Origin of the sequence: Amycolatopsis sp. NPDC004079, assembly GCF_040610415.1 — a bacterium.
Taxonomy (GTDB): domain Bacteria; phylum Actinomycetota; class Actinomycetes; order Mycobacteriales; family Pseudonocardiaceae; genus Amycolatopsis; species Amycolatopsis halotolerans.
In genome coordinates this window covers 133,885-148,753 of record NZ_JBEXMH010000007.1, presented here as the reverse complement: position 1 = coordinate 148,753, position 14,869 = coordinate 133,885, and the positions used below count along the sequence as shown (strand labels likewise).

Sequence of the window (14,869 nt, the reverse complement as noted above, 5' to 3'; positions counted from 1 at the left end):
GGTCCGCTCGCAGTCCGAGCACACAGCGCGGTAGTCGCTGCAGTTGTCGTCGCACGCCACGCCGTGACGGACGCCATCAATACCCGGGTCGCAGGACATGAACAGGCACTCACTCGTCGACGCTGACAATGGTAATGCTCTCGATGTCGCCGTGTTCGCTGCCCAGGAACTTCTCCAATGCCGCGCTCAGCACCGAGAGCCCCGCGCATGAACCCTTCGCGACATGCTCGTCGGCGTAGGTGACGGTGATCGCCAAATAGCCTCTGTCCACAGTGGTCCGCTTTCGTCTCGTGCCGTCGCCGTGTGCCGCACCGTCCGGATGCGGACGTCTCCCCCGGAACTCCCCGCGAGGAGCGGCACATACCTGTGCCTGGCGCAGGACACGGCGTCTCAGTCGCGCGGTTCGGGGTCGTGGTCTCCGCCCCAGATGGACGGGGCGTCGATGTGGAACCAGTCGCCGTTCTCGTCGCGCCGGATGGTGTGCGCACACCCGCACAGAGCGTCTCCCAGCGCATCTTCATACCGGATCGTCACGTCGACATCCGGCGGCGCGGAGACGTCCGTCTCCCCGTCCGAGTAGATCGTGACGACCACTTCGTGTGCCTTGTCCGGCATCTCTTGCGGTCCTTGCGCTTTCGACTGAGCGATACCTGCATTCCTGGATATTCCGGCGCCGACTATCCCCCAACTGCCCCACGCGACGGAAGCTAACGCTGTTTCCAGTGCATGCCAGAGTGTTTCCAGCTCGGTGCGCCTGCGCCGAATTTCGGGAATGCGCGGGTTCCGGCTCGGCACAGCGGACAGGAAACACGGCGACGCTTCCTTGGAAACGAGCAATGCTTCTATCACCGTTCACACTCGGCAATAGTTCATGCCGTCGGGCCGGGGAGCACCCACGGGACGTCTTTCATGGCCGCACCGGCACCGCGCGCTCGACTGATGTTCCTCCTCGGAGTGCCCGGTTCGAACGAGCGGGTTCCTGCTGAGCCCGTCTCGGATCCCGGACATGCCCCGGCCACGAGTGCACGTCGGGCGAGGCGGCCGAGAGTCGGCAGCTGGGAACGCGGCGGCTCCCTTCCTGAAAGTCCCCTAACAGCAAGGAGTTCCCATGTCTGTGACCATGCGCGTCCGAAGCGCCGTCCTGGCCGCCGCGGCCACGGCAAGCTTCCTCGGGGGCATCGACGTCGCCGACGCCGCCATCTCCGTCCCCGCGCCCGGCCCGGGGCACTCGGCCTCGGCCGATGTCTCCGTTCCCGGGGTCACCGCGCGCGCGACGATCCGGTCTGGCCCGCACCGCATGGGCACCTCCTTGGGCCGTCCCACCGCACGGGCGCTGTCCAGCGAGTACCACGCCCAAACCACGGCTTCCGGCGCGCGCGTGCGCGCGTCGGCCCCCAACGGCGCGATCCGCGGCGTCACGCACTACAACCAGGGCGGCGACGTCTCCTGCAAGGTGCGCGCGTCCGACGGACACCTCTGGGGCCGGGTGGGATTCTTCATTTCCGATCGCAGTCACCGGTACGTGACCGGGTACATGCGCGACGACCTGTTCAAGGTCTGGGTCCGCCCCTGGTCCGCTTGGCGCGGCGCGGACGTCCTGCCCTGGTGCTGACCGCCCGCACATCGGTGCCGCGCGGACCTGCCGCGTGACCGTTCACGGCCCACGTGGAGACATCCCGTGCGGCGGGCTGCGAACCCGAAACGCTGTCCGCCGCACGGGTTTCTCGTCTCCGCGACGCACCGCGGTCCGCCCGGGCCGATCTCCGCCGACGAGGCCTGGGTTTCGCGCCGGGCACCGCCCGTACGAGGAGTAGCGAACATGGAGAACCGACGCGGGCGAGGCGAGTCCCGCCGTCCCCACGGCGAGTGGGCGGCCCTGGCGGTGGCAAGCATCGCGGCGGTTGCGCTGTGGCAGTTGGTGGGCACCGTGTGGCCGTGGCTGCTGGCGTTGGGGGTGCTGATGCTGGCCGCGATGATCGGGCTGCGGCGGCCAGGGGCACTGGCCCTCGGCCTGGCCGCGGCGGACGTGTGGTGGCTGGCCACGGTTCCGTTGTGGGGGTGGGCATTCGCGGCAGGCGCAGCCGCACTGGCGACAGGTCTCTGGTGGGCGTGGACGTGGTGGCGGAAGCGTTCGACGCCGTCGGCCGGTCCCGGACTGGAGCTGTCGCCCGCTGTGCGGACCGAACGCTTCGTCGCGGCTGCGGATCAGGCCCAGACGGATGCGGCCGCCCCGCTGAACCGGTCTGCGACACTGCCGATTCCCGGCCTCGGGGTCGTGGTGCGGCGCTGGCACGCCGCGATCGCGCTTGCCCTCGGCGCCGGGCTGATCGTGGCCGGGAGCCTCGGCTGGCGAGCGGACGCGGAGGCGGCGGCAGCGCAGCGCCAGGCCGAATTGGACGCCGCACACCACGAAGCGTTCTCCAGGATTCTCCCGCGCACCGGAGCGGATCTCGTTCACTACCTGGTCGCCGCGATCGCCGGACGCCGCCCAGAGAACGCGTGCTTTGCGTTCCTCCCGCAGGCTGGCCGCGACTTCGCCGCGGCCTTCGGCACCGAGTCGTGCGAAGCAGCGCTCGACCGGTTTTCCCGGCAGCTGCCCGTCGGGCCGCACGCGGGCATCGCGTACGAGAACGCCACCGGCGCGATGGTGCTGCCCGGCAAAGCGACCACCGACCTCGGCGGCGGACGCAAGGTCGTGGACGCCTGCGCCGTGAACGTCTCGCCGCCCAGTGCCGGGCCGAATCGGTTCGGGATCTTCACCATGCAACAGGTCTCCGGCGAGGGAAGCCAAGTCGTCGCCTACAGCAGGTGCCTGTGACCGGACGCCCCCCGGCAGAAAGGACTCCGCCTGACGGCGGGAGAGAACAGGATTCCCGATGCACGACGACACCGAATCTGGCACGACCCGACGCTCGGCCGCGTCCGCACCGACACTGCTTCCCGCCGACGTCGACACGATCGAGGCAGTCGAGGAAGACTTCTGGATCTGCCGGTGCGGCAACAAGCCGCACTGGTCCGGCTTCGTTCCGTGCGACCGGAACGGCACGGAAGTGGACCCTACGCCGAGCCGGTGGCCCGAACTGCTGTACCGGTGCAACAACTGCGGCCTCGTCATGGACGGATCCACTGTGGACATTGCAGCCCGCACAGTCGCGGTGATCGGACGCATCCCCTAGTTCGGGCCGTCCCGCCGCCTGCCGCCCGAGCGTCCGCCGGGCACGCCGCCGACGACTTCCTCTGCCCGACTGCGGAGGGCGGCAGACCCCGGCTCCGCGGTTCGCGCCTGCCTGGGTTTGCCGCGGGCCACCGGCTCGATCCCGACAGCGTTGCTCGGCGAGGTCGCCGCAGCGCGGTGCATCTGTCCGCTGGCCAACCCGCAATCCCGCGTTCCGGAACCACCGCTATCGCGCGCCCTGACCGCCAGGCAGGTACCGCGCAGCTCGAAACACCGGGCATACGCCCAGAATGAGGACATCTGATGGCGAAGCATCTGGTCACCTTCGGATGCGGCGCGGGCACGCAGTCGACCGCCCTGTACTTCCTGATGCGCGACGGGGCGGTCCCCAAGCCCGATGCGGCGATCTTCGCGGACACCGGCGACGAACCCGCCGAGGTGTACGAAACCGTCCGGTTCCTGGCCGACGGATTCCGGGAAATCGGCGTCCCGTTCCATGTGGTGGGCCGGGACGAACACGTGAGTTTGATGCGCGACGTGCTGGACCGGCAGGTGTACGCGACGCTGCCGGCGTTCACCGCGATCGAGACGACGATGGCAGTCCCGTTGTGGTGGGACCGCTGCGCCTGCGAATGGGGCAAGGTGTTCGGCGTCGGCGGCGAACGAGGGGTGAAAGCGCTGCGCCAGTTCGCCCCCGGTGTCACCGCCGGGGAGATCGCGCGGCACGCCGACACCCATGTCGGAGGCGGAGACTGCGACCTGTGCACGGGCGACCGCGACGACGACCCGGCGGCACCGGGCGACGAGATCGCTCGACTGATGCTGCGGGAGACCGGTCTCGCCGCGGTCCCGGCACCGCACCTTGCCTGCCGGGCCGAAGGCCGGATCGTCACCCGCTCGCACACCTACACGAAGATCGACCGGGGCCGGATCAAACGGGAATGCACCGGCAGGTACAAAATCGAGCCGATCGAACGGCAGATCCGGATCCTGCTCGGCGCCCGACAATGGGGCGAACACTGCCGGTTCTGCGACGGCACAGGCGAGCGCGTCGCGCCGTGGGACGCAGCAGCGGGCGTCGGACCGTGCAGCGTGTGCCGGGGAACCGGAACGCGCCACCGTGTCGGGTCCGCTCCGAAGGGCTCGACGGTCCGCCACATCATCGGGTTCTCTGCCGACGAGATCCTCGACCGCGCGACCACGGCCGGTTTCGCCCGCACCACCACCCCGATCTACCCGTTGGCGGACTTGGGGATGACTCGCAAGGACTGCGAAGACCTGATCCGCCGGAACGGACGCCAGCCGGTGAGGTCGGCATGCATCCAGTGCCCGCTCCACGGCAACCGGTACTGGCGGCACCTGCGGGACCGCAGTCCGCGGGAATGGCAGCGGGCTGTCGCGTTCGACCGGGCATTCCGCACCATGCCCGGGTTGAAAGGGAAGCGGTATCTGCACGCGTCGAGGCTTCCGCTGGACGTGGCTCCGATCGACAAGCCGACCGCAGACGAGATGGCCTCAGCGCAGGGCGACCTTCTCCGTTCGCTGGAGGAGGGGTCGCCTGCGGGCTGCTCACCGTACTCGTGCCGCTCGGGCGAGGCAGGCACCGGATCGGTCCATCTGGGCTCCCCGTGTTGACGACGACGAGCGACGGCGGCGCGGACCGCCACCGGCCTCGTCCCCATCGACGCCGCTGCGACGCCGACGCGCACACGACGGCATGACACGGCCGGCCCGGACCGCGCGCCCGGTTTCCTGCCGGCGTCACGCCCCGGAAACGGGGAACCCCTCGTTGTCGAACTTTCCGGGCTCGACTTCCTCGACCTCGTTGTCCATAAAGAACTGGCCGTCCGCGCTGCGCCAGGGAGGGAACCCCTCCTCCGCGCGCTTCGGCACGTAGACGACTTTCATGTGCGCGCCGGTGAACTTCTCGAACCCTTCGCGCCGAACTCCTTCGCGTTCCACGTCAGTTCTCTCTTTCTCTCCGTGCAGGCGACGTATTCTGCGCCTGCGGCAACGTTCGCGCGCCGCGCGGACGTCCGGCTCTCCGGACGGGTCCCGCGCGTCGGCTCAGCAGAACTCGCAGTGAAAGCCCACCGCAACAAGGTCGTTGCTGGCGACGACGGTCACGCAGGAGGTGGCGTGCACGCCGGGGTGGTCTGTTCCGGCGGCGTTGTGCAAGAGGGGCGCCGCCCGTTCTTCCTCGTCGGGAGGCATGGGTGGCGCGTGCACTGTTTCCCGTGTCCGGATTGGTCTCCCCACCCAAGGGCCGTAGTCGCTGTCGCTGTCGAGCATTTACCAGGGAACCGCTGTCATCTCCATTCCCGTCGCGAATGCGCGTCCGGTCTTCGCCGGGACAGCCGCACGAACCGTGCGTTGACGAGTGGCCGGTTCGATGCCGACAGGTCTTTGCGGCGCCCGGGCAGCGATTCCGTTGCCGGACCACGGACGCCGATCAAGCGAGCAGCGGCACGGTCGTTGGGTCGGCGGCCCGGAAGCGTGCCGTGGCAGCCCCGTGCGGCTAGCCGAGGAAGCGACGGTCGACGGCGTTCCAGAAGCGGGCGCGGAGAAGGTGGCGCATCGGATCGTTGAGGTCGTTGACGGCCAGGGCGAAGGACAAGTCGCGCAGGAGCGCCCTGTCCACGTGGTGGGGTATGGAGGGCCTGATCGCCGCGCATTCCGCGCGTTGCTTGCCGAGGTCGCCCCCGAGCCATGTGCGCAGCACGTTGTCCACGACGTCGTCGACGGCCTCGGCCACGCGATCGTCGTACTCGTGGCCGGAGGCGGGCCCAGAACCGCCGACGGTGCTGCTGGAGTACACCAGTTCCGCGCTGGCCGGGGAGGGTTCGGCACGGGCGGGATGCGCGATGACCGCCGCGGTCGGCGGCCGCGGTTCCTTTTTTTGTCCGCCAGCATCGTCGGCTTCGGTCGCGGTCCGGCAGCAGCGGGTTTCGGGGTGACAGCGTTCGCGACGACTGCGAGCCGCGGCGTGACCGCGCTGTCGAGGGCCTCGGCGTCGATCACGTCCAGCCCGTCGGCGGCGGTTTGCAGGTGTCGGCTGATGCCGCGGGGTTCGCCGGTCTTGGTGGGTATCGCGAGGAGGAAGACGCGCATGCCGTGCGGCTGGGCTTCTTCGACCGCCTCGGCCAGGTCTCCGTCGCCCGACACCAGGTACACGACCTCGACCGCGGATTTCCCCGCGGCCGCAACGAGGTCGAGCCCGATCCTCAGGTCCACGCCTTTCTGTTCGCCGTCGTATCCGATGCGGCCCAGCCGCAGCTTCACCCGTCGCAGCAGGCCGATCTGCTGTTGCGTCGCGTCCGGCACTCCGTCTCGTGCCGCGTCGTACCAGTGCACGCGCAGCAGTTCGAGACCGGATTCGTGCTCGGCGTGCTCAACGAACGCCTCGATCATCCGCTCGTAGTCGACCTCGACGGTGTCGCGCAGGGACGTGCCGCTGACCCTGGCGGCCGCGGCGGCCAGTGCGTACCCGGCGTCGACATAGACGGCGCACCGTGGCCTCATTGCCTCGTCCTCTCCCTGTCGAGGTTGTGTCCACACGCTACTGTGTCGCCGGGGGAACCGGGATTACGCCGGTGCTACCGTGTCGCCGGGAAGCATGCGCAGCAGGCTTCTGGCGATGTAGTCGGCCACGACGCCCGAGTCGTCGACCACATCATCGATGTTGGCCAGCTCTGCGCCGCGGTACTCGATTGCCGCTGACTGCAGTGTCCCGTCCTCGAGACAGGTCAGGCGCACCTGGACGTTTTCGATCACGGTGCGGATCATCGTGCGTTCCTTGCCGGGGCTCGCGGGGTTGCGCGGTTTGGCGCCGGCCGTGTCCGGGCGAAGGGTTCGTGGCTTGCGGTGTGCCGCAGGACGGGCACGCGGGATTTCACGGTCCTTCTGCTTCGGCCAGGCGGGCTGACGCGATGGCGTGGTAGTGCGGGGACAGTTCGATGCCGATGAAGTCGCGGCCTTCGGCGAGCGCGGCGACGCCGGTGGTGCCTGCGCCGGCGAACGGGTCGAGGACGGTGCCGCCGGGCGGGCAGATCTGCACGAGCTGGCGCATCACGTCGAGGGGTTTCTGCGTGATGTGGAGCCGGTTCTGGCCGCGTGGCTGTGATCCGGAGACCAGGCCGGGCAAGGAGACCGGGTTGCGGTCGGGCAGCACGGGTCCGTTGCTTCCCCAGAGCAGGTATTCGGTGTTCTGGGAAAATCCTCCGCGACGCGGCCGGGCGATCGGCTTGTGGTGGACCACGACGCCGCGCCATGTCCAGCCTGCGGCTTGCAGTGCGTCGGAGGTGGCGGGCAGCTGCCGCCAGTCGCAGTACACCAGCGCGGCCGCACCTTCGCGTGCGGTGCGCAGGCATTCGCCGAGGATCAGGGCGAGCCAGTGGGTGTAGGAGCGCTGGTCTTTGTTGTCGCCGGCGAAGTCGGCGAGCTGGTGCTGTGCGTCGCTGCTGACGTATTTTCCGCGAGCGGACGCTGTCGTGCGTTCGCCGCTGGTGCGTCCGCCGGAGTTGTAGGGCGGGTCGGTGATCACGGCGTCGACGGTTTCCGCGGCGACGTCGGCGAGGACGGACAGGGCGTCGCCCTGGAGGAGCTGGTGCATCGGTGCTCATTTCCACGCCTAGCGGTTCTGCCCTGCCGCGTGGGCGAGGCAGGACCGTCGGCGTTGGTGACGATATTCAGTTGTGGTTGCTGACGCGGTGGTTCCGCGTCGGGTCGCCGCCCTGGCGTTGCGGCGAAGGCGGCGAGTTGTGCGTCAGGGCCCGGATTTCGGCGGGCGCGGACGGAGGGCGTTCAGCTTTCTCGGATCGGGCGGGATCGGTGCACGGCGCGTCAGCACTGCGGGATGGAGGCGTCGGGGTCGATCTCGATCAGGCTGGACGAGGACCAGCCGTAGATCCAGCCGCGGCCGCTGTGGTAGGCCACGCGGTACCAGCCGTTCTGCTTGCACGACACCCACATGGCGCCGTATCGCGGGACGGTGGCCAGGACTCGGCCGTTCGGGTGGGACTTGCGGATCCGCAGCCCGGAGGCCTCGGAGATGGCCGAGTGCCAGACGACGGCCGCGCTCCGGGCGGCGGCATCGGCTCGGGGAGCGTGTGCCGGCGCGGAGGCGGGGTTCGGGTCGGCCTGCGACGGGTCCGGGGCCTGGGGCGTGCTGCTGTCGGGCAGCCCGAGGGTGATGGTGACGGCCGGCTCGCCGGTCGCGGCGGCGAGGCGGGCGGCGGATGCCGATGCCGGAGCGGCGCCGGAGATGCTGGCGAAGGCGAGCGCGCCGAGCAGGGCTGTTTTGGCTGCGGTTTTGGCGATCATGGTGATTTCCTTTGCATGGTTGGGGGCCCGACGGCATGCGTGCGTGCACGTCCGGACCGGGTGGTGGTGCGGCGGGTGGTGGTCGGCCTGCCGCGGGCGCGGTCACCGCGGCAGGCCGAGGGCTTTCGGGCTATTCGACGGGAGCCGGGAGGCGCTGCGGGGATCCGGCGACGCGGGCGGCGTTCACGCGCTCGGCGGCGAGGATCAGCGAGTTGGGCTGCTGCATCCGCGTTTCCAGGTCGGTGAGCAGGGTGTGCGCGGCGACGGGGTCGCGGAATCCGCTTCCCAGCAGCCACACCTGGTTCTCCAGATGCGGGTGGCGGCGGGTCGCGCAGATTTCCCCGGCGCGGGGCAGATAGAGGACGGTCCAGGTTCCGGACCGTTCCGGGGCGGCGGCAGGGTCTTCGTCGCCGTCGCGACGCCACTGGCGGCCGAAGTCGTCTCCGGTCAGCAGCGGGAGCCCGAACGCGGGGTCGGTTCGGCGGGAGTCGGCGGCGAGGAAGCGCTCTTCGCTGTCGAAGACGATCGCGGAGCCGGGGATGTCGGGCGAGCGGCTCCAGCCGCGGGCGGCCTCGGCCAGCAGTCCCGAGCGCAGGTTCAGCCCGATCACGTACTCGCGCAGCATCCGCTGCAGCCGTCGGCGGCGTTCGAGGGTTGTGGCCGCGGTGGCATGCTGCGCGGTCGCGGCGGCGAAGTCCTGTTCGGTCTGCTTGCGCCGGCGGCGGGCGGAGGGCGACAGGCGTGGCCGGGCGGCGGCGAGGTCGGTACGCCGCTGCTGGACGAGTTTCTCGGCGGCGGCGAGATCTGTTGCGGCGTCGGCGATGTCGGCGCGGAACCGGGCTTCGAGCGCGAGCAGGTCGTGTCCGGGGTCAGCGGAGGTGCCCGGGCCGCCTGCGGCGATCAGGTGCTCGGCGATCGCTTGCGGGAGCAGGTCCGGGTCGCGGCGGTGCCCGACGCGGATGCCGAGACCGTTCTCGGAATGCGTCCACAGCGGCAGGTGGCGCGGTGTCATGGGCTGTCTCTCCAGGGCGGCGGTGCGCCGGGGTGCGGGGACGACGGAGGCGGGGCCGGGCGCGGACGGGGGATGTCCGCAGGCCCGGCCCCTGCTGTGGCCCTGACCTTGGCCGAGGAGCGACGGCGCCTGGGGTGGCGGTGAGGCTGTGCGGCCTCGGCGCCGTCGCTGCGGACGTTGGTCCCGCGCCGCGGCTGCCGGGTGGGGGTGGCAGCCGCGGCGAGGGACGCCCGCTCAGGGCGGTTGGGTGGACTCGCTCGCGGAAGGCGACAGAGGCGAGTCCGGTCGGCCGAGCAGGCGCGGGTGTGTCGTCGCGCGCCGGTCTGGGCTCGGCCGGGGCGGCCTACCCGGCTCGGGGCCGGGTGGCAGGTCGGTGGTCGGTGGCCGGATCCGTTCGGTAAACGGAGCCGGTCCGGGTCTGGGAAACGCTGTCTGCGGTCATGGCCGCGGCCCGTCTCGGTTTTTCTCTCCGGGGAAAGCCGGGTCCTCGTGCGGCGGTTCCGGGACGGGACCGGCGATCCCGCTGCTCGGCCCCATGTCGTTTTCCGGGTTGTGGCTCGCGTTGGTACCGGCCTTGCGGCGGGCGCGTGGTTCTCTGTGCCGTGGCCGGTTTCCGAGCGGCGAGGGCAGTGCAGACTGGCGCGGCGATGGGCTGCGGCGGCTGTGCTGTTCGGCGTTCTGGTGCCTGTTCACGATCCCTCTTTGCGGACGGCGTTCGTGCTCGGATTCACCTTCGACTATTGGCTCTGACGGGGGGAATGAAAAGGGTTCGGCCGTTTCCAGACCGGCACCGCTGTTTCCTGTTCCGGTTTCCGTCCGGGCGGTTCCGCTTTTCCCGCCCGCCGGGGCCGCGCGGGAGCCGATCCGGCGATCGTCTCCCGCGCGCGCCCGGCCTGTGCCTGCGCCACAGGGTTCAGCACGCGGCGGGCAGACATCCTGATGCCGCCGTCGTGTGCAGGCCGGTCAGGTCGAGCACGGCCAGTTGGGCGCGGACGTCGGCGGCGCGCGGGTCGCGCAGCCGCTCGAACAGCTGCAGGGCCTGGGACAGGGCTCGGCGCGCCAGCCGCTTCTCCCCCATCTTGCCAAGCACCTGGGCCCGGAAGGTCTGCACTCTGGCCTCGCCGCCGAGGTCGCGGGCGGCGGTCCGCAGCTGCAGCGACCGGTCGAGGCGGTGCAGGGCGCCGTGCAGGTCGCCCTCGGCGCGCTGCACCTGTGCCAGGCACGCCAGCGCCAGGGCTTCGCCGGCGGTGTCGCCGAGCGAAACGAACAGCTCCCGCGCCGCGCCCAGCTGCGCGGCCGCGGCCGTGAGGTCGTCGAGTTCGCGGTGCAGCCTGCCCAGCCAGATCCGGGCCACGGCGACGCCGCCGCGCATCCGGTGGGTGTCGAACAGCTGCAGGGACCGCTCGAGGTGTTCGCGCGCCTGGGCCGGGTGTCCTTGTCCGAGGAGGACGGCGCCGAGTTCGAGGGTCGACCATGCCAGGCCGCCGTGGTCGCCGATTTCCTGGCGGATCGCGGCGGCGGCGGTGAAGCTGCGCCGCGCGTGGTCGAGGCGCCGCAGCTCCTGGTGGGCCCGGCCGCAGCTGTGCAGGCACCAGGCCTCCCCGGCGCGGTCTCCGGCGCGGCGCGCGGCGATCAGGCCGACTGCTGCGCCGCGCATCCAGTGCCGCCAGGCTTCGCGCAGGTGCAGCCATGGGGACGACACCACCGGAAGCAGCCATGCCTCCCGGTGCATGTCGAGGTCGTAGGCCTGTTCGGCGGCCGCGAGCAGGTTGTCGGCTTCGGTGTCGAACCACGCGAGGGCTTGGTCGGTCTCGTCCGCGGCGAACGTCTGCGGCGTGACGCGCGCAGCGGCGGGGGGCAGGGCGGGCACGGCGGGCCGGGTTCCCTCCGGGGCCAGCACCGCAGCAGCCGCTCCAGCGGAGTGCAGGTACCACGACATGGCCCGCGTCGTGACCCGTGTGCGCACGTCCTCGGGCAGCGTCGCCGACGCCAGGTCGGCGGCGAAACCGCGGAGCAGGTCGTGAAACCGGTACCGGTTCCCGGGCAACGGCTGCAGCAGGCGGGCCGTGACCAGGTCGGCCAGCAGCGGCGCGGTCTCGGGCTCGGCGCGGCCGATCATCGCGGCGGCAGCGCCGAGCCCGAATTCGGCGCCGGCGTGCAGGCCGAGCATCCGGAACAGCAGGCCTGCGGGGCCTGGGAGCCGGCTGTAGCTCCAGGCGAAGGCCTCGCGCAGCGCGCGCGCCTCCCGCGGCAGGTCGCGTGCCGCCCCGGCTGCCAGGTCTGTCAGGTCGTCCTCGGGCCGGGCCGCGATGTACTCCCCCAGCAGCCGCAGCGCCAGCGGCAGCGGCGCGTAGGCGCGGGCCAGGTCCGCGGCCACCGCCGGTTCGGCGTCGATCCGGCCGGATCCGTCGATCCCGGCCAGCATCTGCAGTGCGTGCTCCGGGCCCAGCCCGCCCAGCTTCAGCCGCGCGGCCTCGGGCATCGCGCCCGCCAGCTCGCCGCGGCTGAGGACCAGCACGGCCGCGTTGGGGATGGCGGGCAGCAGCGGTGCGATCTGCGCGGCATTGGCGACGTTGTCCAGCACGGCCAGGATCCGTTTCCCGGCCAGGACGGTGCGCAGCAGTGCGGCGCGCTCGTCGGGCGTCTCGGGTAGTTGGCCCGCCGACATCCCGAGGGCGCGCAGCCAGTCCTCGAGGATGCCGTCGGCGTGGCTCGTTCCCTCGCCGCGGTAGCCGTGCAGGTCGGCGAACAGGTGGCCGTCAGGGTATTTGTACGCGTGGTCGCGGGCCCACCGCAGGGCCAGGGCGGTCTTGCCGATGCCCGGCGGCCCGTGCAGGAGCACCGCTCCGCCGTCCGCGGACGGCGGAGCGGTCTCGAAGTGGCGGGTGAGCATGTCCAGCTCGTCGTCGCGACCGACGAGAGCGCCCGGCGGCTCGGGCAGCTGCGCCGGGCGGACGGCGGTGAACCGTGCGGCCTGCCGGGGGGTGAACGCCACCCGGTCGATCAGCGGCGGATCGACCAGCAACTTCAGGTCGCAGGCTTTCACGAACTCCGGACTGGGATCGGCGTGGCCGAGTTCCACTTTGGACACGTGGCCCGGCGAATAGTGGATGGCCGCCGCGAATTCGCGCAGGCCGAGTTCCCTTTTCTCCCGTTCAGCACGCAGGATCGCGCCAAACTCGTTGTTGTCTGCCATCAGGTCCTCCCCAACCGTGGACAGCGTGTTCGTTGCGTGCATCGGGGGCGACCGGCTCGCCCCTCGGCCCCGGGCATCGCCGGGGCCGGAACGTCACGTCCTCCTTCTCGTTGCGGCGCAGCGGTCTTCGTGCCGCGTTCGTCGTCGGGGGTGCGGCTGTGCCGTGGGGCAGTCTCAGGAAACAGCGCGGTGGTCTGTCTGGTGCGGCAAGGCCGCGGGGAGACGCCGCCGCGGGCGCGACGGCCGCGGCGTGTCCGGCTACCGGTGGCGGACCAGTCTCCGGCGCGGTTGCTGCGCGGCGGCCGGCTGCCGGGGGCTCGTCCTCTGCTGTTCGAAACGGCGCAGGTCGACGACGACGAACGAGAGCATGCCTTCCCAGGCAAGGTGAGGCTTCTCGTCGTCGGCGGGTATTGCGGTCATGGCGACGTACCACTCGCTGCGCGGGTCCTCGCCGCCGACGCGGCGGGCCGTGATCGCGAGCGTATCGCCGATCCAGACCGCGCCGTGGTGCGCGGCGAGCTGGCGCGTGCCGAGGCTGCACTGCTCGGGGCGGAGGCTCTCGCGCAGCGCCTCCATGCAGATCCCCTCCCCCAGCTCGAGCAGTTTGGCCGAGGCCATGACCGCAGGTTTGCGCAGGAATTCCCGGCCTCGGTGCGCGAGCGTGCGCACCGAGTCCGACGGGACCACCCGGTAGCGCGCGGTGTGTTCTCGGACGGTGCGTCCTCGCACGGTGCCTGCGGTCACCATTCCGTACCGTCCTTGGCCCGGTGGGCGGTGCCGCCGGCGTCCGGTTTGGTGTGGCCGGGCGGTCGCGTGCAATCCCAGCCGTCGTGCTCGGTGTCGGGCGGCGACGGCTGGAGACGATCGGTGCAGAGGCCGTTCCCGGCGGTGTGTTCAGGCGTCGGGGCCGCGCGGAAATCGCCGCGCTGGTCTGGTTGTGCGGTCATGTCGCTCCTTGGTGGACATGTCTGGTCGTCGTCCGCAGGCGGGTGGCCGGGGGCGGTGCACGGGGCTCACGCGGCGGCCGGGCGCCGGACGCGGGCGTTCAGGAGCTCGGCGATGCGCGCGGACAGCCGGTGACTCGCGGCGGCGTCCTCGGGGGTGCGGCGGCCCAGCCCGCACGCCGCGGCGACCGCCGCGAGGAGATCGCCGAGGACCTCGGCGATCAACGACGCCGCCATGGCGCTCGCTTCCGGGTGGTGCTCGGCCACGACGCCGGCGACGACCCGGATCCCGGATTCGCGCAGCTGTCGCAGAACTTCGTAGTAGGCGGGATCGACGGGGGGCGCGGCGTCGCCGTACGCCACCGGGATGTGCGCGATCGGCATCTCGATCCCCAGTGCGGTCAGCCGCTGCGCGAGGGCGCGGAGGAACATCACCGGCGCGTCGAGGTCGGTCGGCGTGAACACCGGCTGGTGCTCCAGGTCCCCGTAGCACAGGTGCAGTACCCATGCCGCGCGCGGCGCGACGGCGAGCACCGACGCGACCTGGGCGACGAGCTGTTCGGTCAGCTCCGCCCAGGCCTCGCGCGGGGTCTGGTGGTAGCTCATCAGGATGGCCGGGCTTTCCAGCTGCAGCAGCACCTGGTCGCGCCACCGCCGGTCGATCTCGGCGATCTCGCCGGCGAGCATGGTCTGCAGCGCCGGAAGCCACTGTGGGGCGGCCTCGACCGACCCGGACGCGAAGTACGCGAGGTCCAACGCGTTGGGAATGCTCACCTGCAGCCGTTCGGGGATCGCGTCGCCGACCAGCTGGTCGCGGGTGGCGATGGCTTCCTCGACCAGGCTGGGGCGTCCCAGGGCCAGGCTCGCGGGGTCCAGCTCGACGCCGTCCTCAGGCGCGTAGCAGGGCACCTGATCGTAGCCCCGGCAATCTCCGGCGCGAACCTTGCGGATGCCGGAAGCGAACTCGAGAGCCTTGAGCCAGTCGACGACCCAGTTCCTGGGCTCGGGGCACGGCAGGCCCAGCAACTGGGCGCCGCAGCGGTGGTCGAGGTGCCACTGGCTGCCGGATGTGGCCGGGGCGCTGCCTACCGCGTGGACGAAAACCAGGTCCGATGCTGTCTGGGGCCGGTCGAGAAGGTGAACCATCGCAATCTCCTGAAGATGTGTTGATGCAGCATTGGATTCGGTGCGGTTAGCGAGGCACCGGCGTGTTTTGGCGA

16 protein-coding genes are annotated in these 14,869 nt (G+C 71.1%); 4 read left to right on the top strand and 12 right to left on the bottom strand.

The window, feature by feature from the left end:
- Positions 1 to 109: 109 nt before the first annotated feature.
- Together ABZX37_RS10600 and ABZX37_RS10595 are read right to left on the bottom strand one after the other, a co-directional pair.
- A complete protein-coding gene (locus tag ABZX37_RS10600; protein WP_354738104.1) occupies positions 110 to 271 on the bottom strand; it encodes a hypothetical protein in 162 nt (53 codons plus the stop codon).
- 119 nt (positions 272 to 390) lie between these two features.
- Complete coding sequence (locus ABZX37_RS10595; RefSeq protein ID WP_354738102.1) at positions 391 to 615, bottom strand: hypothetical protein; 225 nt, start codon at positions 613 to 615, stop codon at positions 391 to 393.
- A gap of 493 nt (positions 616 to 1,108) precedes the next feature.
- Between ABZX37_RS10595 and ABZX37_RS10590 the strand changes: the two genes are divergently transcribed.
- The 4 genes from ABZX37_RS10590 to ABZX37_RS10575 all read left to right on the top strand — a co-directional run bounded on the left by ABZX37_RS10590 (position 1,109) and on the right by ABZX37_RS10575 (position 4,810).
- Positions 1,109 to 1,612, top strand: coding sequence for a hypothetical protein (locus ABZX37_RS10590; protein WP_354738100.1), 504 nt, complete (start codon positions 1,109 to 1,111; stop codon positions 1,610 to 1,612).
- Positions 1,613 to 1,819: 207 nt separating this feature from the next.
- Complete coding sequence (locus ABZX37_RS10585; protein ID WP_354738098.1) at positions 1,820 to 2,818, top strand: hypothetical protein; 999 nt, start codon at positions 1,820 to 1,822, stop codon at positions 2,816 to 2,818.
- Between the two features lie 58 nt (positions 2,819 to 2,876).
- Positions 2,877 to 3,176, top strand: a complete 300-nt coding sequence (locus ABZX37_RS10580; RefSeq protein ID WP_354738096.1) for a hypothetical protein — start codon at positions 2,877 to 2,879, stop codon at positions 3,174 to 3,176.
- A 302-nt stretch (positions 3,177 to 3,478) separates the two neighbouring features.
- A complete protein-coding gene (locus tag ABZX37_RS10575; RefSeq protein WP_354738094.1) occupies positions 3,479 to 4,810 on the top strand; it encodes a hypothetical protein in 1,332 nt (443 codons plus the stop codon).
- A gap of 126 nt (positions 4,811 to 4,936) precedes the next feature.
- Here ABZX37_RS10575 and ABZX37_RS10570 read toward each other — a convergent pair whose 3' ends face one another.
- The 10 genes from ABZX37_RS10570 to ABZX37_RS10525 form a co-directional block, all read right to left on the bottom strand.
- Complete coding sequence (locus ABZX37_RS10570; RefSeq protein ID WP_354738092.1) at positions 4,937 to 5,137, bottom strand: hypothetical protein; 201 nt, start codon at positions 5,135 to 5,137, stop codon at positions 4,937 to 4,939.
- A gap of 330 nt (positions 5,138 to 5,467) precedes the next feature.
- On the bottom strand, positions 5,468 to 6,697 hold the full coding sequence (locus tag ABZX37_RS10565; RefSeq protein WP_354738090.1) for an NYN domain-containing protein: 1,230 nt from the start codon (positions 6,695 to 6,697) through the stop codon (positions 5,468 to 5,470).
- Between the two features lie 63 nt (positions 6,698 to 6,760).
- Positions 6,761 to 6,961 carry a hypothetical protein gene (locus tag ABZX37_RS10560; RefSeq protein ID WP_354738088.1) on the bottom strand — a complete coding sequence of 67 codons (201 nt, stop codon included), beginning with the start codon at positions 6,959 to 6,961 and terminating at the stop codon, positions 6,761 to 6,763.
- 106 nt (positions 6,962 to 7,067) lie between these two features.
- A complete protein-coding gene (locus tag ABZX37_RS10555) occupies positions 7,068 to 7,787 on the bottom strand; it encodes a site-specific DNA-methyltransferase (protein WP_354738086.1) in 720 nt (239 codons plus the stop codon).
- A gap of 230 nt (positions 7,788 to 8,017) precedes the next feature.
- Positions 8,018 to 8,497: a hypothetical protein gene (locus ABZX37_RS10550; RefSeq protein WP_354738084.1), complete on the bottom strand. Its 480-nt coding sequence runs from the start codon at positions 8,495 to 8,497 to the stop codon at positions 8,018 to 8,020.
- A gap of 130 nt (positions 8,498 to 8,627) precedes the next feature.
- Positions 8,628 to 9,509: a hypothetical protein gene (locus ABZX37_RS10545; protein WP_354738082.1), complete on the bottom strand. Its 882-nt coding sequence runs from the start codon at positions 9,507 to 9,509 to the stop codon at positions 8,628 to 8,630.
- Between the two features lie 913 nt (positions 9,510 to 10,422).
- On the bottom strand, positions 10,423 to 12,705 hold the full coding sequence (locus tag ABZX37_RS10540; protein ID WP_354738081.1) for a tetratricopeptide repeat protein: 2,283 nt from the start codon (positions 12,703 to 12,705) through the stop codon (positions 10,423 to 10,425).
- A 258-nt stretch (positions 12,706 to 12,963) separates the two neighbouring features.
- Complete coding sequence (locus ABZX37_RS10535) at positions 12,964 to 13,452, bottom strand: hypothetical protein (protein ID WP_354738079.1); 489 nt, start codon at positions 13,450 to 13,452, stop codon at positions 12,964 to 12,966.
- Positions 13,446 to 13,652 (bottom strand): hypothetical protein, encoded by a 207-nt coding sequence (locus ABZX37_RS10530; protein WP_354738077.1) that lies wholly within the window; start codon positions 13,650 to 13,652, stop codon positions 13,446 to 13,448. The genes ABZX37_RS10535 and ABZX37_RS10530 overlap by 7 nt, the downstream gene beginning before the upstream one ends.
- 66 nt (positions 13,653 to 13,718) lie before the next feature.
- Complete coding sequence (locus tag ABZX37_RS10525; RefSeq protein ID WP_354738075.1) at positions 13,719 to 14,795, bottom strand: hypothetical protein; 1,077 nt, start codon at positions 14,793 to 14,795, stop codon at positions 13,719 to 13,721.
- Positions 14,796 to 14,869 lie beyond the last annotated feature (74 nt).